Genomic DNA, 16,726 nt, shown 5'->3' with positions numbered 1-16,726 from the left:
CTCTGGCTCTCGGTTCGTGGGTTGCACTGCTTCATTGCCGTGCCCGTCACTTCCTGCGGGCTGACTCCGCGTTGGCCTGCCGGGTGGTGTCCACGGGAGGTGGGCATCACCCGGGGCGCTTGTCGTCAGCGCCTGAAGGCGTCCTTGGCCTTGTCGCCGGCCTGCTTCAGGTTTCCGGAGACCCGGTCGGTCCTGCCTTCGCGCTGCAGGCGCCTGTTGCGGGTGGTGCGGCCGATGCGTTCGGTGATCCGGCCCTTGAGTTCCTGTGTCTTGTGCTTGATCGTCTGTCCGACGCTCATGGTTGTCCTCTGCTCGTTCGCTGGATGGGTTCCCGCGCGATTGCCGTACAGGCCGCATTTCCGCGGGCGGGGGCGCCTGGTGTGGACTACCTGTGACCGCGGCTGTACCTGCGGCCGCCACCACGGCGGCCGCGCAAGCCGAACCCGACCACCACCAGGATCAGCAGAAGGAGAAGAATCCATAACATCGCCGGGCCTCCAGATCGCGGGAAGTTCCTGGTTCCGCGGGGTCCGGGCGAAGCGGGAAGGTGGAATGCGTCGCCCGAGTGATCCGGAGCGGCATAGCCCTACGCCGTGCTGCCAGTCAACGCCTGGCGACTGCCTGTGTCAACGCAGCGTCGACATAGGGGAGTTCCGGGAGCTGGGCAGGGGACGCTGGGATAAACGGAGCCTCAGCGGGTGCTTCGGCCGGCTCGGCCGGCGGCGTCGGCAGGATGTGGTCCTCCCACCAGGACAGCCCCATCACGGTGGCGAGCAGGACGAAGGGGACCGAAGCCGGAACGATCAGTACGTACATGCGTACCGCCTGTGGTGAAATGCGTGCGACGCGGCGGGCAGCAGATGAACGGTGCCCGCATGGGGCGCATCGAGGCTGCGCAGGATCGCGTAGCGAGGGCGAGTGCGGGAGCGGCCCGTTGGGGGCGGGGCGGGTCCGGCACTGATGCGCGAGGTGCGCCCTCGAAGGAGCGCGAGAGGTGATCGACGCTGCCGGGGGCTCGGGCGTACCTAGCACGCTAGGCCTTGCCGCACTCCCTGGACAGATGTCAAGTGGCCATCTGCTCCAGGTGCAAGACCGTTGCACGCGGCGCTGTCCGTAATCCCTGCGCAGGGCTAGTCTGTTCGAACAGGCCCCGGCCCCCGGCAGTGATGCCTTGTTCCGCTCCGGGGAGGCCCATCGTGTTCGTTCTCCTTCTCGTCCTGATCTTGGTCTTGTTCGGCCTCGGTTTCCTCAGCCCCCTCTGGTGGGTGGCCGCAGCCGTGCTGGTCTTCGGCGTCACCCGCCACGGCCGCGATCGCGGTGGAGGCTGGATCCGTGGTGACGGCTCCGATCGCAGGGAGTACCGGGACTACGAGAACCGCCGGGAGCGTCAGGACCGCTGGGACCGGCGCTACAGCCGTCAGCACCGGGCGCGCTGGAGGCGCGAGGACCGTCGGGACCGCGAACGCCGCGGGTGACCGATGAACTGGCCTGGCATCAGAGATTCCGGGACGGCTGCAGCCACACCGGACGCGCCGAAATCGTGGAGAGGTACGTGCCATGCATCGCACAACCATGCTCCCGGGGGATTGGTGGGATCTGACGGCCGAGACCTCGGTAGAGGACCCGGCGGGTCAGGATGTCGTGGCACTGCGCGCCGAGAACGATCAGCTGCGGCGGGCGCTGGCCGGCCGTGCGGTCATCGATCAAGCCTGCGGCATGGTGATGGTCCTGGCCCCCTGCCGCCGTGGGCCGGCCAGGAACCTGCGATCTTCAAGCACTACGGACTGGCCTACAAGCCAGGTGCGGCCGGCGAACGGCAACTGGCGCGCCGCTGACCACCTATGGACAGGATGACTGCCCTGTGAGGTACGGACCATGCACCAGGTGACCACGCCCCGTGAGGAACGGCGACTGTTGAGGAACGTTCCTCCGGCGAGGGATGCGGCGTTGCTGGCCGAGGTCGTCGAACTACGCGCCACGAACGAGCAGTTGGGGCGGGCGCTGGCGAGCCGTGCGGTGATCGACCAGGCGCGCGGCATGGTGATGGTCCTGGCACCGTGTTCCAGCGACCGGGCCTGGGACCTGCTGGTGGACGTGTCGCAGCACTGCAACATCAAGCTCCGTGACGTGGCTGCGGCCCTGGTCGCCACGACGAAGGACCAGACGCTCCCGCAACCGATACAGCGGGAGCTGTGCCGAGCACTGCGGCGCCTCCGTCTGGCGAACGGGAGATGACGGCGTACGTGCCCAGCGGACGGCACCGGGAGCTGTGAGCTCAACTCTCCGGTGCCTTCGTCCAGGACGGCCGTCGGACGCCCCTGCTGAGTAGCCCACCTAGTGGAACTCAAACGCCGGCCTGGCTCCGCCACTCGCCAGGCCACGGACGATGGAGTCGACGCGGTTTCAACTCTGCTTTCAAGGCTAGTCGTTGGACATGCCCAGACGCTACGGCGGAGGCCCGCGGGGACCGTCATCTCCATCATCGTGGACATCGCGGCACTGATCCTGATCCTTTGGATCGTCCTCTACCTGTTCGACGCCAACACCGCCGGCAGGACGGTCTCCTGGTCCACGACGCGGCGAACTGGCTCTCGGGCTGGTCGCACAATCTGTTCACCATCCACTCGGACGACCGGCGCACCGTGGTCAACTACGGCCTGCCCGCTGTCGTCTACCTGCTGATCGGTCACGCGGTGGCCAGCTGGGTCATCCGAACCTAGCCCCTCCGCCGAGGCGCAGCGGCGCGTGGAACATCCGGGTGGATCAGGCCGCGCATAGCTCGTCACCCCCGATGCCCACGTGCCGGAGCCTGAAGGTGACGTCGACTGTCCACGAGGCGCGGACGGAACTGAACTGCCAGGCACAGACACGGTATCCAGCCCCAGCCCCGGCAGCGTGACAGTCCACCCCGAGGAAGCCCATGGTGTCTACAGGTACCGCAACTCCCCTCATCCCCGCGGAAGCTCTCCCAGCTCCGTGCCGACGGCCTGTGGTCGCTGATATGCCGGAGGACTGCGAGACGGTCGTCGTCAGTGGTGGTCTCACTCGCGCCACTCTTCGGGACTGCGCCAGCGTCTTCTGGGCGCATGTCACAGTCCCGGAGGGCAGGTGGCCCTCGACCTGTCGCCCGTGGTGCGGCCGGGGTCCCCGGGCTGCTGTTGAGGCTCTGATCGGCCCGGCTCAGCCGGGCGAACTCTGCGGTACGTCGCTCCGGTTGGCCCGGGGGATGCCGGTGGAGGCCAGAATCCGCTCGGCCGAGTCGGCGTTGTCGTCCTGTACGGCCCTGACCATCGCGGCGTGCGCGGGGCCGATACCGGTCTCCGGCGGGATCACGAGGAACAGGAAGTGGTCCTGGTCGCCACGGGTGACGATCATGGTGTTGTCGCCCACGGCGGACCAGTCGATGCGGACCAGGTGCCCGTCGACGAACAGATGGCCCGGGGTCTCGTCCCAGTCGCTCGCGTCGAGGCCCACGCGGGCGATGGGGCCCAGGCGAGCCGTCAGCGCGGTGAGTAGACCCGACAGCTGGCTCTTGAGGTCGCGCGTCCGCGGCCACCACGCTCCGTCGAACGTCCCCGTGCGCTTGGCTGTCGTCTCCAGCCGCAGGACCGCGGTGCCGGGAAGCACCGGCTCACTGCTGGTGTCTGCCAGAAGCCTGACGGGGTGCGTGGCGGGGAGCATGGCGGCTCACTTCCCCGCCGTCCGGGTCCGGCGCCGTGGCCGGAGCCGTCCGCGTCCCCCGTCGCGATGGTCGCGGCGATCGCCTGCGCCACTCGTAACGGCACGACCGCGAAGCATCTGCGGGGCCGAAGGCGCCAGCCCCCGAACAACCGATCGGGAGCGGCCGTAGTGGAAAGCGGCGATGCGCTCGTCGTGCTGGTTGTTGAGCAGGTGGATCAGGAGCACGCCCGCAGCGACGATCGCCAAGAGCACCAGCACAGTCACGAAGATGTCCATGACCCTCACACCCCCTTTGCCGGATTCGGCGTCGGCAGAGCGACTGTCGGGATACCGAATACCGGAGCAGTGACTGCCGGGATCCGTGGACGTGAGGTCGGACCGCTGGCTTCATGGCCGCTTTCGGCGTCCCAGACGGCCTCCACGGCCCGGTCGGTCGCCGCCACGGTGCGCAGACGCGCGGCCTCCTCCATCAACTGGCCCGTGGTCGACGTTCGCAGTGGGTCGCTCGCGGTCGACATCAGCCAGGCGGCCGAGACGGGAATCGCAGTCAATGAGAGAAGTTCCGCCCCCGGATCACGGGAGCGGGGCCACCAGGCGCCATCCACCGGAGCCGGTGCCGAACCGGTGAGAACGGGCGACATGCGGAGAGATGGAGAGGAGGGCCGGTCTTCGAGTGCCGGCGCGTAAGAAACGGTCGCAGTCATGATGCGAACCCTGCTCCGGACCGGTCGGAACCGGCCCGGCGTATTCAATCGCCGAAAACGACACAAGCTTGGAGGCCGGTGCGCGAAATACCCTCGGTAACACCAGCCTACTCCGCCGGCCTGCCGTACGGACTGTGCCCAGCAGTCGCGGTGACCCGGGACGCGTTACCGAGGCGACCAGGACTGCTGAAGGCGCGAACGTCTCGCCCCGCCCGCAGGTCGACCGATCCGAGATGGCGAGCTGATGAACAGATCTGGCGAGCCGTTCCACGGACGCGATCCGTGCAAGTGTGAGAAGTGGACGGGCCGACGCCGAGCACCCGGATACTGATCGGCTGCCGTGGTCGGCCGTCTGTGACAGTGAGGAGCGCGCCATGGGCGCGAACACGGTCGAGGCTGCGTTGCCCGACACCCTTCAGAAGCTCACAGACCACCTGACGGCCTCCTACGCCAACCTGCTGACGGCCGCGGTCGTGCGGGAGGTGGTGCAGGACTGCTACCAGCCGCTCAGTAACGCTCGAATCGCCAACTACGTGCCGATCCTCGTCGAGCACAACAGCCGCACCAAGCTACGGCAACTCGTCCGACGCCCCGATCCCACGGCTCCCCTGCGCGAGGAGTCCGACGGGACACGAGGCCACTCCGTCACCACGGCTCTGCGAAGGCTTCGAATCGCCCTGACCCGCTCGGCATAGACACCGCGCCCGTTCAAGGCCCACCGGGCACACGGGCCCGCTCGATCGATGCTCGCCCCGTGCCCGGTCCAGGCCGACTGCTCCGCCGACCCCACACCCGTTCCACCGAGGCGGACGCCGCACCCGTGATCAGTACGACAACGGGTTCTCAGGACAACGCCGACCGCTTCCCCGGCAGGGGCAGCCTCTGAAGCAGCTCCCAGAGCGGCCGTGAACCTCCCGCCCACTCGGCGAGCGTTCCCCGGTCGACCAGATGCAGTTTCTGAGACTTCGCGAGCGGCGCACACCCCGAGGTGAAGCGTCCGTTCGTCACCAGAACCACCACGTCCCCGCCGTGCAGCTGCCGGCCGGTGCCGTTGAGCACATGCAGATCCGGGGTACCCACCGGCGATCCCGAGGCCCCGTCCTGCCGGTGCTTGCACTGGATCACCCAGCGCCTGCCGAGCGGATCGGTCGCTGTCACATCCGCGCCGTTGTCCCCGGCCCCGCCCACCTGTACGGCATCCGCACAGCCGTCACGGCGCATCAGGTCCCGTACCGCGAACTCGAAGTCCTCGTGGTGGAGCCCGTCGAGCTGGGGGAGCCTGTAGCGCAGCCTCCGCACATGCACCCGCTCCCAGCGAGCACCCACCGCCCACTGCGTGAGCCAGAAACCGCCGGCCGCACCCACGACGACGGCGAGCACGGCAAGCAGCCACCAGCTGCCCAGCAGCCACTGCCCCACGGCGCCGCAGAACCCGACACCCGCGGCTGCAGCTATGGTCAGCACCAACGGCTGGGGGCCTCTGGGCTTCGTCGGGGTCGAGGCACGCTTCGGAGAGTTACGAGTCCGCCTCACCGGCGGCCGGCGGCTCACCACTGCCCCCCGTCGACAGCGACACGGCCGCAGACGCCCGGAACCGGAGTCGTACGCCCGCCATCCATGTCAAGAGTGACCCGTCCGCTGCTGAAGCCTCGGATCACCAGGCCCGCCGACGGCAGAATCGTCAGCTCGTGCCACGCACCCGGGGCACAGCGTCCGGCCCCCCGGACTTGTGTACCGTCGTTCCTCACGTGCGGATCGGTCCAAGGCACCGTGTCCTCCTCGGCGCTCTTGCGCGGCCGCTCCGACCGGACAACAGGCATCGACGCGGACATTCTTGACACTAGGTCAGATTTCCTGGCCCGCTGAGAGCGGGCGCCCTTTTCGGCCGAGCCGAACACTCGCACCCCGCCCGTCGTGTGCTCCCAGGGCACACGCGTTCCCATCGGGTGGTCCTAGCCGGGGGGAGCGAATCCGAGCGGGACTCAGACGGTGATCAGAGTACGGTCCGCCTCAGCTTTCGTCGGGCGTCAGTCTCAGCGAGATGCGGTTGATGCAGTTGCGCTGATCGGGAGGAGTCGGAAACCCCGCCCGCAAGGAGATACCCGAAGTCGGCCGAGAAGCGCGCGTGCCCGTGTATTCCGGGCGCACCGACGATGCCCGGCGCCGGCCCGAGCCGTCACTCATCTCCGGTGCGACGCCACGGCCGGAACCGTCGCAGTCCGCTCCTCACCGTGCGTGCTGGGGTCCGCCCCGAACCCCGGCCCGGCGGGCTGGACCGGCCGGAGGGCGGCGTCGCGATGCGGTCGCTGTGGCTCGTGGTGAACAGCTGAATCGCGAGTGCGCCCAGAGCGATCATCGCCAGGAGCGTGATGACGGTCGCGAAGGTCTCCATGCCTGTCACCTTCCTTCCGCCGGAATCAGCACGCGGTCGAGGCCGACCGACGCGGGGCTGCGAGAGGCCGCAGGACGGGCGTCGTGCCCGCCTTCGGAGTCCCAGACGCCCTCCCGGGCCGAGTCCCAGTCGGCCTCGGCCGCGGTCCGGAAGGACTCCGCCTCCTGGATCAGGCCGCTCGCGGTGAGACTCCACGAGGGATCCGTGGCTGTGGTCATCAGGCGGGCGGCTGTGGCGGCACTGGTCTCGGGCGGGATCACCAGCAGGTCCCAGCGGCCGACGGTGTAGGAGAGCAGGAGCAGTTTGTGCGGGTTCTGCTCGGCCCTGAACAGCGCACGCCCGAGCAGTCCCACGGTGAGAACAGCCGGTTCCGGACGGCGCTAGTACCGGTGCGGCACCGAGTGACGCAGGACGCGGCCCCACATGGACGCGTACTGGCGCCACAGCGGCCCGCTCACGTACGTGATCCCGTGCCGGGCGCAGATCTCGCGCACCCGTGGCGCGAGTTCGGCGTAGCGGTTGCTGGGCAGGTCGGGGAAGACGTGGTGTTCGATCTGGTGGCTCAGGTTGCCGGTGAGGACGTGGAGGAGGGGACCGCCTTCGATGTTCGCCGAGCCCTGGATCTGGCGCAGGTACCACTGGCCTCGGGTCTCACCGTCTAGCTGCGCCTCCTCGTACGAGAAGGTCTGGACGGCGCCCGGGAAGTGGCCGCAGAAGATCACGGTGTGCGCCCAGATGTTGCGGAGCCCGTTCGCGGTGACGTTGCCCAGCAGACAGGGCAGCGCGGACGGGCCCGCGAGCAGGGGGAAGAGGACGTAGTCCTTGGCCGCCTGGCGCACGGCCTTGCGGGCCAGGCCGGCCAGGTCGCCGAGGAGGGCCCGCACGCTCTTGCGGCCGCACGGCACGGCGTCCGCCTCCAGGTCGTAAAGGGCGATACCCCATTCGAAGACGGGGGCGAGCAGCGCGTTGTACAGCGGCTGGAGGAGGTGGACCGGATGCCAGCGCTGCTCCGGGCTCATGCGCAGGATCGTGTAGCCGAGATCCCGGTCGAGGCCGACGACGTTGGTGTAGGTGTGGTGCAGGTGGTTGTGGGTGTGCTTCCAGGCGTCGGCGGGGGTGAGGAAGTCCCATTCCCAGGTGGTGGAGTGGATCGCCGGGTCGCCCATCCAGTCCCACTGGCCGTGCAGGATGTTGTGGCCCAGTTCCATGTTCTCCAGGATCTTGGCGGTGGTGAGCATCGCCGTGCCCGCGATCCAGGCGGGCGGGAACAGGGATAGGGCGAGGGCGGCGCGGCCGCCGGTGTCCAGGCCGCGCTGGACGGCGATCACCGTACGGATGTAGCGGGCGTCGTCCGTGCCGCGCGCGGCGACGACCTCGGCGCGGATCCGGTCGAGCTCCTCGCCCAGTTCCTCTGTCGGTTTCCCGGTTGCGTTGCTGAGTACGGCAGTTGTGGACATCGCAGGCTCCTTGAGGGGCCTAGAGAGCGAGGGCGAGGGGACCTGCCGCTCCATTGACGCAGGTCTGGATCAATTCGCCCGGTTCACCGTGCAGTTCACCGGTCCGCAGATCGCGGACCCGGCCGTGGACCAGCGGTGCGAGGCAGCCGAAGCAGATCCCCCGGCGGCAGCCGTACGGCATCGCCACACCCGCCGTCTCCCCGGTCTCCAGCAGAGGCACCGACGCGGACGAGTCGGCCTCGACGCCACTGCGCTCGAACCGGACCCGGCCGCCCGGCATGTTTGAGCCCTGCGCCGGCACGGGCGTCAGCCGGAAACGCTCCACGCGCAGCCGCTCACCGGCACCTGCCGCCGCCCAGTGCCGCTCCAGTGCGTCGAGCAGTCCGTCCGGACCGCAGGCCCAGGTCTCCCGGTCGTACCAGTCGGGACAGAGCACGCCCATGTGCTCCGGGACCAGCCGGCCTGCGGTACGGGTGTACCGCGCGTGGACGCTCAGCCAGGGCAACCGGGCTGCCAGCCCGGCCAGTTCGGCACGGAAGAGGAACTCGTCCGGGCCGGGTGCGCTGTGCAGAAGTACGACGTCGGGGGCGGGCCCGGAGAGGCGGCGGCCCGCGAGGGTGCGCAGCATCCCCGCCACCGGGGTGATGCCGCTGCCCGCCGTCACCATCAGCATCCGCGGCGGCAGCGGATCCTCCGGCAGCGTGAACTCGCCCTGCGCGGGGCTGAGTCGGAGCACCGTGCCGGGACGCGTCCGGTGCACGAGGTGCGGGGAGACCCGGCCACCGGGATCCTCCTTGACCGTGATCGTCAGTGTCCGGCCCGGCGCCTCGGGGGGTGAGGTGATCGAGTACGTACGCCAGTGCCGTACGCCGTCGATCTCCACCCCCACCGGCAGGTACTGCCCGGCCCGATGCCCCGCCCAGCCGCGCCCGGGACGGATCTCCAGCGTGGCCGCCCCGGCGCACTCCGGCCGCACGGCGACCACCCGGCCCGCGGGATGGCGGGCGGACAGCAGCGGGTCGATCAGGCCCAGGTAGTCGTCCGGAGCGAGGGGACTCGCAAGCGGGCTCGCGAGAGCACTGGTGATCCGGCCCGCCACCATCGGCACCCGGCCGCCGCCCCACTCGGCGAGCCTCGCGGCGAGACCGATCGACGCGCGCAGAACCGGCATGGGGGAACCCTTCTCTCACCACTGGGCACGCGGGGGCAGGGCGCGTCGGGCTCGTCGGGCGCATCCCCGCATCATGTACTCGGGATCGCCTCGGTCACGTGCGTCGGCCCCCAGGTGGCGGGCCGCAGCCAGCGTCCCGCCAGAGAACCACAACGACACGGCCCATGGCGGACGCGGAACCAGATTCCGCCACCCCACCCACCCCTCCTCCCACTCACGCCGGGCGACAGGGACGATCCCGCCCGGCGCACGCGGAGGGACCTCGGAAGCAAGGCGTACGAATTCCGCGCCCGTCCATCGCACCATGGCCGAATCCCGTTTGGGCGCACGCCGTGTCAGTGCCCGTGCGGCTCGACACACCCCAGCTCCCCAGGCGCTGGGCGCAACCCGCGACAGCGCCTCTCGGTCTGCGCTGCGGTGTCCGGGGCCTGCCAACTCTCGCGGGGAACGCACCGCTGTTCCGTCGGGGTGTTCGTGAGGTGGGTGGCGATTTCGTCGCCGACGCCGGTCCGGGTCGGTCGGCTCTTCGGTGACCAGTGCCTCGAAGAGGCTTCGGGCTTCGACCATGGCCCCCCGCATCTGCCGAAGACCAGGGTGCAGAAGCCGCTGCCGTCGGACGATGCCGACAGCAGAGCGGTGTTGAGCTTCCGCAGTACCGCACACGGGTCCGGTTCCAACAGGGCGCTGGTACGCAGGGTGTAGCGGATCAGCGAGGTGAGCGCGTCGGCGGGTGCGCCCCGGCCGCTGACGTCACCGAGGAAGAACGCCCAGCGCCCGGCGCCGAGCGGGAAGACGTCGTAGAAGCCGCTGCCGTCGGACGATGCCGACAGCAGAGCGGTGTTGAGCTTCCGCAGTACCGCACACGGGTCCGGTTCCAACAGGGCGCTGGTACGCAGGGTGTAGCGGATCAGCGAGGTGAGCGCGGCGGCGGGTGCGCCCCGGCCGCTGACGTCACCGAGGAAGAACGCCCAGCGCCCGGCGCCGAGCGGGAAGACGTCGTAGAAGTCGCCGCCGACGTCGTGGACCGAGGCGGTGGTGTAGTGGCAGGCGGCCTCCAGGCCGGGCACTTCCGGCAGTGCCGGAGGCAGCAGGGTGCGCTGCAGGGTGGAGGCGTACGCGGCGATCTCCGACCGGTCCCGCTCGGCGCGCTCCCGTGCCGCGTGCTCGACCTCCACCAGTTCCCGTTCGACACGGAGCATGCGCAGCGCGGACAGCCGCAGTTCGAGTTCGTCCATCACGAGCGCGGCCAGGTCGGTCAGGGCGGTGGCCTGGTCCGTCGTGATACGGCGCGGCCTGGTGTCCAGGACGTCCACGGTGCCCAGGCGGTGACCGTCGCTGGTGGTGATCGGGGCGGCGGCGTAGAAGCGCACCCGAGCCGGACCGGTCACCAGGGAGTGGGCGCGGGCGACCGGGTCGTCGAGAGTGTCGGGGACGACCAGAGGGCCGCCGGTGAGAATCGTCGAGGTGCACAGCCCCGGGTCCCGGCCGATCTGCGTGACCCCCGCCAGACCGTACGCGGCCTTGAACCAGACCCGGTCGGTATCCACGATCGTCACCGTCGCGGCTGGCGCGTCGAACAGGCGGGCGGCCAGCGCGGCGATCCGGTCGAAGGCACCGTCGGGCGGAGTGTCCAGGATGTCGTAACGACGCACCGCGGCGATCCGCCGCGCCTCCTGATCCGGAGACAGATCCACCCGCTCCTCCACGCCTCGGTCGCGCCATGTCCGGTCGGTGCGGGCTATTCGGGCCGTTGGGTCCGGTCGTTGTGGGCGAGGCCGTCCGGATGATCCTCCGTGCGCTCGCCAAGAGGAAGAACCAGTACCCGCAGGGCCGTTGGACCGGGCAGGCGGTGGATCTGCCCCGCCTCCTGCCAGCCCCAGTCCTTGAAGGCGGCACAGGCCGAACGGGCGGACTGATCCACCAAGGTGACGCCGAGCGAGGACTGATGGTCGGCGAGCAGACGCTCCTGGAGCCGGCGGGCGAGCCCGTGGGCGTGCTGGTGCGGATGGACTACGGTTTCGAGAATCGCGAAGACATGCCCGGACGCGGTCAGTTGCTCCAGGTTCTGCGGCATCGGACCGTCGAACCCCTCCCACCAGGAGCCGTCGCGCGGCACGGGGAATCCGAAGACACAGCCGGTCAGGGACTGTGCCTCGGCGACCAGCATGTCGAATCCCGGCAGCTGTACATCACGTTCCAGGCGACTCAGGAACTCCTGCCGGCCGCTGAACTCCTCGCCGGGCTCGGTGGTGGAGGACTCCACATACAGATCCGCCAGGTCCTCCCGCAGGCCCTCCGCCTGCCAGCGGTTCAGCCGGCGCAGCCGCACCGTGTCCATGGCGGACGGCGCCGAGCCTTCGGGTTGGTGTGGTTGCCGCGGAGTGCGCATGGGGCGCCTCGGTTCAGGAGACCGGCAGATGTGCGGGAGTGCCATCATGGCCGATGAGCGGTGCTGCGCCGGGGTCCGGGACGTCTGTTCACCAGCATAGCCCCGGATCGGCGCCCCGCCGGGGCCCGTTGGGGGTATGGGGCCACTGTGGCCCAGGCAGCAGGACGGTGAGTGTGCCAGCCGGGTGTCGCCGCTCGCGTCGCCTGCCCCGTACGCCCTCCGTGGGCAGCTGCGACTGTGTGGCCGAGCCTGTTTGGAAGCGGGCTGCCCGGGAAGCCGTCTGGTGTGCTTCAGACCGGAGGCACGCCCGTGCGAGCAGCCGTCGCTGCTCCCCCTGTGTGTGCTGCGGTCTGCCGGCTCCCACGGTGAGTTGACGCCACCGATCAGGGAGACACGTGCCCATGCCGGCCGAACGCACGAAAGGCCCACGAAGCGCGCACCGCTACGACGACGCGCCGGACACCAATGCCGCGTTCCGCCGTATCGCCGCTCTGCCGGACGGTCCGGAGAGGTCCGCGCTGCGCCAGGAGGTGGTGTGCGCCTGGATGCCGATGGCGGTACGGCTGGCCCGGCGCTTCCGCCATCGCGGTGAGACCTTCGAAGACCTCAAGCAGGTCGCCCAACTGGGCCTGGTCAAGGCGGTGTCCCGCTTCGACCCGAGTCTCGGCACCGCCTTCCCGAGCTTTGCCATACCGACGATCCTCGGCGAGGTGAAGCGGCACTTCCGTGACGAACTCTGGGTCGTGCACGTGCCGCGGCGCGTACAGGAGCTGCGTGGCCAGGTCCGCTCCGCCGACCATGAGCTGAGCACTTCGCTGGGCGGATCGATACCCGCCGTCCACGAGATCGCCGCACACACCGGACTGACCGAGGCGGACGTATTGCTGGGCCAGGGGGCGCTGGAGAGCTTCACCGCCCTGTCCCTGGACGCCGTGCCCGGCGGCTCCGCGGACAGTCACCCGCTGGCCGACACCCTCGGTGGCATGGAGCCCGGCTTCGACCGGGTCGTCAACCGTGAGACCCTACGACCTCTGCTGCGGGCCCTGCCCGAACGCGAACGCCAGATCCTGTACATGAGGTTCTTCTGCGACATGACGCAGGCCCGCATCGGTCTGCAGCTCGGTGTCTCTCAGATGTACGTCTCCCGTCTGATCACCCGCACCTGTGCACGCCTGCACGACCAGGTGATGGCCGACCCACGCGTTCCGAGGAGGACCGCGTGACGATGTCCCGGGTACACGGGCGGCGCCCGCGAACGGCCCTGTTCCGCTTCGCCTGTATCTGCTCCGGCCTCCGTCCTCCCGGCATTTTCCAGACGGGATGTTCCCACCAGTCCCGCCGCCGCGGAGGACAGCGTGGGAGGACACGGTGGAGGGGGCCTCCCATCCTCGCGCCACGGACGGCCGCCGCAGGGGCGGCGGCCGTCCGGAACGCGAACCCCGGCGCAGGGGTCGCGGTCGGTAGCGGGCCGACTGCGGCGCGGAGTGGGTCAGGACCCCAGACTGGGAAGGGGTTCGGAGTCGTCGATGAAGGCGCGGGCCACGTCGGCCAGGCGCCGGTTGTGGGCGCGGGCGTATCCGCGCAGCGCGCTGAAAGCCTGTTCCATGTCGATGCCCTGGCGTTCGGCGAGCTTCCCCTTGGCCTGTTCGATCAGCACCCGGCTGTTCAGCGCCGTCTGCAGCTGCTCGTTGAGCACCGTGCTGCGGTGAGCGGTGCGTTGTTGCAGCAGGCTGATGGTGGCGACGTCGGCCAAGGCCTGGGCGATGTGCGTGGCGAGTGGGTCGAAGGGGCCGGGCGCGGTGTGGAAGAGGTTCAGGGCGCCCACGGTCTCGTCCCGCAGGCGCATGGGCAGCGCCTGGACCGCCCCGAAGCCGCTGCGGTGGGCCGCCGTGACGAAGCGCGGCCAGCGGTCGACCTTCCGGGTGAGGTCGGGGACGATCACGGGAGAGCCGGTGCGGAAGCACTCCAGGCAGGGGCCTTCGTCGTTCTGGAGCTGGAAGAGTTCCAGCAGCCGTACCTGTTCGTCGGAGGCGGCCATCACGCGTAGCTCGCCGTCGCGGTCCGCGAGCAGCACACCGGCGGCACTCGCGCCGAGCAGCCCTACGCAACGGTCTGTGAGCAGGCGCAGGAAATCGATCAGATCGAAGTCGGCGACCAGGTTGTCCGCCAGCTCGACGAAGGTCTTGGCCAGGAGCTGCTGATTCATCGTGACACCCTCGATTGAGACTAGTACCGCCGGGAAGGGGCGGGAAGCGCGGCACGTTCATCGGACGGCACCGGTACATCAGGTCTCCTCGTCGGTCCGTCTGGGTTCCGTGTCCGGGGAGAAGCGGAGCCGACGGGCCACCACGTCGGCGGCCACGTCGGCGAGCCGACGTCCCTGCATGAAGGCGTAGGCGCGCAGCCGGACGAAGGCCTCGTCGATGCCGACGCCGAGCTGGACGGTGAGGATGCCGGTTGCCTGGTCGATCTCAGCCCGGTAAGCGCCCAGGTCCTCGAAGCCGCGGTCCGGCGACGGCCCGCCGACCGGCGCGCCCGTCTCGTCGATCCGCGCATCGAGCAGGAGCAGCGTCGCGAGATCGGCGAAGGCCAGCGCGTCGGCCAGTTCCTCGGCGTCCAGCACGGTCGGCACGTCGGCGTACAGGTCCAGGACTCCCGGGCTGATCGCCCCGATCTGCAGGGGGAGCGCGAAGACGGCGCGTGCCCCTGCGTCCAGGGCCGCATCCGCGAACACGACCCAGCGGTCCTGCAGTGCACCGGTCAGCAGATCGGGCGTCAGGACGGCCGAGCCATGGATGAAGGCGTCCACGCAGGGCCCCTCGCCCAGCGTGAGCTGGAGCTCTTCCAGCTGCTCGCTGATGTCGTCGGTGCTGCACACCGGATGGCTCCCCGCGGCCCTGGACATCGCCGACAGCCCGGCCCCGCCGACCGGGAGCGCGGCCACGGCCGCGGTGCATACGTCCACCACACCGACCCGGGCACCTCGTCGGACCGCCTGCTCGGCCACCAGCACCTGAATACGGGCCGACCGCCCGTCAGGCCCCACCCGAGCCACCGCCTCCAGGCATCGTGACAAGGCCGTCCATCCTCGCCGTGGTCCGTTCCCCGACGGGAAATACCAGTGCGCGGAACGTGGTGGGGCCGGCCGGCCTGCGAAGCTCTCCGACGTCCATCCACCCCCACGAGTGGAGCGCAGCGAGGGTTGGGCGATCGGCCCGGTCCACCAACGTGGTGCCGAGTGATGCCTGGTGGTCGGTCAGTAGCCGCGCCTGCACACGACGGGCGAGGCCACGGTCCTGCGGGTGCGGCCGGATCATGATGTCGGCGAACGCGAAGACGCTGCAGGACACTGTGAGTTGCTCGATGCTGCGCGGTAATGGTCCTTCGAAGCCGAGCCACCAGGAGCCGTCGTCGCGTACCGGGAATCCGAAGGCGCATCCCATCAGTCTGTCCATCTCGGCGATCACCATGGCGAATCCCGGTCGGCGCATGTCCGTGGTGAGACGGTTCAAGAAGTCCTGGCGGCTGGGACGGCGGTATGGATCACCCGGCGCTGTTGCGCGGGACTCCACATACAGATCCGCCAGGTCCTCACGCAGGCTGTCCACCTGCCAGCGGTTCAGCCGACGCAACCGCACCGGAGCCATGGCGGAGGGTTCGCCGTCTCCCGGCTTCCGTGACTGTCCGCGCCCGGGTTCGACCGTCATCGCACATTGCCCGAGAGAACAGGTACAGGCGGGACAGACCGGTGCGGCGGCGCTTGAGGGGGGGTGGCCGGGGTGCCCCGGAGAGAAGGCGGCATGTGGTCGAACGGAGGGCCGAGGAGCAGGAACCCGCAGCCGGCGAGGTCGATAATCTGAGCCAGCGTCGTCGGTGGATGGTGCAGTCGCAGGGTCCCGCCGACCACGGTGGTCTGCTGCGCAGCCCGGAGGAATGCGTTGAGTCCGCTGCAGTCGCAGAAGGTGACGGGAGTTAGGTCGACGTCGATGGTGCGGATACCGTCCCGCCGGCACCGCTCCAGGGACGCGCGCACCAACGGCGCGGATTCGAGGTCGATCTCACCGGACAGGGTGATCAGCGCCCGATTCTCTCGGTCATGGCGGTACACGGTGAGCTGGGGAAGGGGCATGACGCCTCGGTTCGGAAGACCATCCGGCAGCGGGCGCGGTGGTGCCGGAGTCCCGGCCCCCTGGGCGCGCTCCCGGCAGGGGCGAATTTTCGGCGGAGGCAGAGCAGCGGCCGGTCCGTCAGCCTGCTCAACAGGACAGAGGACCACCCGGTTCCCTCCAGGGATGCGCCGGGTGACAGACGAAGAGTCCGCACCCCGCAGCCATCTGTGTTCAGCAACAGCATGCCGCCAGGGTCTGGGACGTCTACACAGCAGCGTAGTCCTCGCGTCGTGTGAAGGACGGTCCGAAGCAGCTGTATCCCAGGATATGGACGGTGCAAAGAGCGGTGGCTCGCGCATGTCCGAGGCATCGCAACGGCAGTCGGACAGAAAGCACTCATGACGGCCGCCCGAGTACGACCCTCCCCCGTGCACCGATCCAGGAGGTGGCTTGCAAGACGGAGTTGAACAGCTCGACTCCGCAGAATCCGGTCGCGTGATTCCCCAGGGCTGGCGTCACGCAATTCGGTAATGCCTATTCGATCCGTTCGCGTTTCTGACGTGGGGGCTCGTGATTCCGTGTGGGGCCGTGGTCAGGGGCGCACCGGCGGACAGCCAGGGGCGAGTGCGCACCGAGGTTGGCCAGGCAGCGGTCTCTGTGGCGTCGACCCCTGTTCGGTGGTGCGGTTGTCGGCTCACTCCAGGAGCACGAGGTGGTCGGCGGCGCTCCCTCGCCATTCGATCAGGAAGAGGGTCGCGTCGTCGGTGGTGCGGCCGCCCCGTTGCTGCTTCAGGGAGTGGGAGAGCGAGCGCACCACCGCTGA

Annotated in this window: 20 protein-coding genes and 2 pseudogenes; 5 read left to right on the top strand and 17 right to left on the bottom strand. The window is 69.5% G+C overall.

What is annotated here, in order from left to right:
* Window positions 1–125: 125 nt before the first annotated feature.
* Window positions 126–299, bottom strand: a complete 174-nt coding sequence (locus tag C4B68_RS18940) for a CsbD family protein (RefSeq protein WP_099505906.1) — start codon at window positions 297–299, stop codon at window positions 126–128.
* A gap of 304 nt (window positions 300–603) precedes the next feature.
* On the bottom strand, window positions 604–816 hold the full coding sequence (locus tag C4B68_RS18935; RefSeq protein ID WP_099505907.1) for a hypothetical protein: 213 nt from the start codon (window positions 814–816) through the stop codon (window positions 604–606).
* 380 nt (window positions 817–1,196) lie between these two features.
* Here C4B68_RS18935 and C4B68_RS18930 point away from each other — a divergent pair, with 380 nt between their 5' ends.
* The 3 genes and pseudogenes from C4B68_RS18930 to C4B68_RS18915 all read left to right on the top strand — a co-directional run bounded on the left by C4B68_RS18930 (window position 1,197) and on the right by C4B68_RS18915 (window position 2,720).
* A complete protein-coding gene (locus tag C4B68_RS18930) occupies window positions 1,197–1,475 on the top strand; it encodes a hypothetical protein (protein ID WP_099505908.1) in 279 nt (92 codons plus the stop codon).
* A gap of 400 nt (window positions 1,476–1,875) precedes the next feature.
* On the top strand, window positions 1,876–2,235 hold the full coding sequence (locus tag C4B68_RS18920) for an ANTAR domain-containing protein (protein WP_099505909.1): 360 nt from the start codon (window positions 1,876–1,878) through the stop codon (window positions 2,233–2,235).
* Between the two features lie 237 nt (window positions 2,236–2,472).
* A pseudogene (locus tag C4B68_RS18915) lies at window positions 2,473–2,720 on the top strand (hypothetical protein).
* Window positions 2,721–3,180: 460 nt separating this feature from the next.
* Here the strand turns inward: C4B68_RS18915 and C4B68_RS18910 are convergent.
* From C4B68_RS18910 to C4B68_RS18900, 3 genes are read right to left on the bottom strand one after another with little or no spacing between them, the layout of a single operon-like run.
* A complete protein-coding gene (locus tag C4B68_RS18910; RefSeq protein ID WP_099505910.1) occupies window positions 3,181–3,681 on the bottom strand; it encodes a DUF5994 family protein in 501 nt (166 codons plus the stop codon).
* A gap of 6 nt (window positions 3,682–3,687) precedes the next feature.
* Window positions 3,688–3,957 carry a hypothetical protein gene (locus tag C4B68_RS18905; protein ID WP_099505929.1) on the bottom strand — a complete coding sequence of 90 codons (270 nt, stop codon included), beginning with the start codon at window positions 3,955–3,957 and terminating at the stop codon, window positions 3,688–3,690.
* Window positions 3,958–3,962: 5 nt separating this feature from the next.
* On the bottom strand, window positions 3,963–4,385 hold the full coding sequence (locus C4B68_RS18900; protein ID WP_099505911.1) for a DUF5994 family protein: 423 nt from the start codon (window positions 4,383–4,385) through the stop codon (window positions 3,963–3,965).
* Window positions 4,386–4,759: 374 nt separating this feature from the next.
* On the opposite strand from C4B68_RS18900, the gene C4B68_RS18895 reads away from it, so the two are divergent.
* Window positions 4,760–5,080 (top strand): three-helix bundle dimerization domain-containing protein, encoded by a 321-nt coding sequence (locus C4B68_RS18895; RefSeq protein WP_099505912.1) that lies wholly within the window; start codon window positions 4,760–4,762, stop codon window positions 5,078–5,080.
* 148 nt (window positions 5,081–5,228) lie between these two features.
* Here C4B68_RS18895 and C4B68_RS18890 read toward each other — a convergent pair whose 3' ends face one another.
* The 7 genes from C4B68_RS18890 to C4B68_RS18860 all read right to left on the bottom strand — a co-directional run bounded on the left by C4B68_RS18890 (window position 5,229) and on the right by C4B68_RS18860 (window position 11,794).
* A complete protein-coding gene (locus C4B68_RS18890) occupies window positions 5,229–5,939 on the bottom strand; it encodes a restriction endonuclease (RefSeq protein WP_099505913.1) in 711 nt (236 codons plus the stop codon).
* Between the two features lie 622 nt (window positions 5,940–6,561).
* Window positions 6,562–6,777, bottom strand: a complete 216-nt coding sequence (locus C4B68_RS18885) for a hypothetical protein (RefSeq protein ID WP_099505914.1) — start codon at window positions 6,775–6,777, stop codon at window positions 6,562–6,564.
* Window positions 6,778–6,782: 5 nt separating this feature from the next.
* Window positions 6,783–7,130 (bottom strand): DUF5994 family protein, encoded by a 348-nt coding sequence (locus C4B68_RS18880; protein ID WP_180289383.1) that lies wholly within the window; start codon window positions 7,128–7,130, stop codon window positions 6,783–6,785.
* 27 nt (window positions 7,131–7,157) lie between these two features.
* The gene (locus tag C4B68_RS18875; protein ID WP_099505915.1) at window positions 7,158–8,234 is read right to left on the bottom strand and encodes a fatty acid desaturase family protein; all 1,077 of its coding nucleotides are present in this window, start codon (window positions 8,232–8,234) and stop codon (window positions 7,158–7,160) included.
* Window positions 8,235–8,253: 19 nt separating this feature from the next.
* Complete coding sequence (locus C4B68_RS18870; protein ID WP_373682270.1) at window positions 8,254–9,405, bottom strand: ferredoxin reductase; 1,152 nt, start codon at window positions 9,403–9,405, stop codon at window positions 8,254–8,256.
* A gap of 335 nt (window positions 9,406–9,740) precedes the next feature.
* Complete coding sequence (locus C4B68_RS41935; protein ID WP_167459109.1) at window positions 9,741–11,099, bottom strand: SpoIIE family protein phosphatase; 1,359 nt, start codon at window positions 11,097–11,099, stop codon at window positions 9,741–9,743.
* A gap of 44 nt (window positions 11,100–11,143) precedes the next feature.
* The gene (locus tag C4B68_RS18860) at window positions 11,144–11,794 is read right to left on the bottom strand and encodes a hypothetical protein (RefSeq protein ID WP_240634403.1); all 651 of its coding nucleotides are present in this window, start codon (window positions 11,792–11,794) and stop codon (window positions 11,144–11,146) included.
* Between the two features lie 401 nt (window positions 11,795–12,195).
* Here C4B68_RS18860 and C4B68_RS18855 point away from each other — a divergent pair, with 401 nt between their 5' ends.
* Window positions 12,196–13,017: a SigB/SigF/SigG family RNA polymerase sigma factor gene (locus C4B68_RS18855; protein ID WP_099505916.1), complete on the top strand. Its 822-nt coding sequence runs from the start codon at window positions 12,196–12,198 to the stop codon at window positions 13,015–13,017.
* A 266-nt stretch (window positions 13,018–13,283) separates the two neighbouring features.
* Here the strand turns inward: C4B68_RS18855 and C4B68_RS18850 are convergent, their stop codons facing one another.
* The 5 genes and pseudogenes from C4B68_RS18850 to C4B68_RS18830 all read right to left on the bottom strand — a co-directional run.
* On the bottom strand, window positions 13,284–14,000 hold the full coding sequence (locus C4B68_RS18850; protein ID WP_099505917.1) for a GAF and ANTAR domain-containing protein: 717 nt from the start codon (window positions 13,998–14,000) through the stop codon (window positions 13,284–13,286).
* Window positions 14,001–14,078: 78 nt separating this feature from the next.
* Window positions 14,079–14,870 carry an ANTAR domain-containing protein gene (locus tag C4B68_RS18845; protein ID WP_240634402.1) on the bottom strand — a complete coding sequence of 264 codons (792 nt, stop codon included), beginning with the start codon at window positions 14,868–14,870 and terminating at the stop codon, window positions 14,079–14,081.
* Entirely contained in the window at window positions 14,830–15,501 is a 672-nt protein-coding gene (locus tag C4B68_RS18840) for a hypothetical protein (protein WP_240634401.1), read from the bottom strand. Before C4B68_RS18840 ends, C4B68_RS18845 begins: the two co-directional genes overlap by 41 nt.
* A complete protein-coding gene (locus C4B68_RS18835) occupies window positions 15,498–15,902 on the bottom strand; it encodes an STAS domain-containing protein (RefSeq protein WP_306511552.1) in 405 nt (134 codons plus the stop codon). Before C4B68_RS18835 ends, C4B68_RS18840 begins: the two co-directional genes overlap by 4 nt.
* A 695-nt stretch (window positions 15,903–16,597) precedes the next feature.
* Window positions 16,598–16,723, bottom strand: a pseudogene (locus C4B68_RS18830) (serine/threonine-protein phosphatase); the annotation flags it as partial.
* Between the last annotated feature and the right edge of the window lie 3 nt (window positions 16,724–16,726).

The organism is Streptomyces dengpaensis (genome assembly GCF_002946835.1).
Taxonomy (GTDB): domain Bacteria; phylum Actinomycetota; class Actinomycetes; order Streptomycetales; family Streptomycetaceae; genus Streptomyces; species Streptomyces dengpaensis.
The sequence above is the reverse complement of the archived record's forward strand: the minus strand, read 5'-3'. Positions and strand labels throughout refer to the sequence as shown.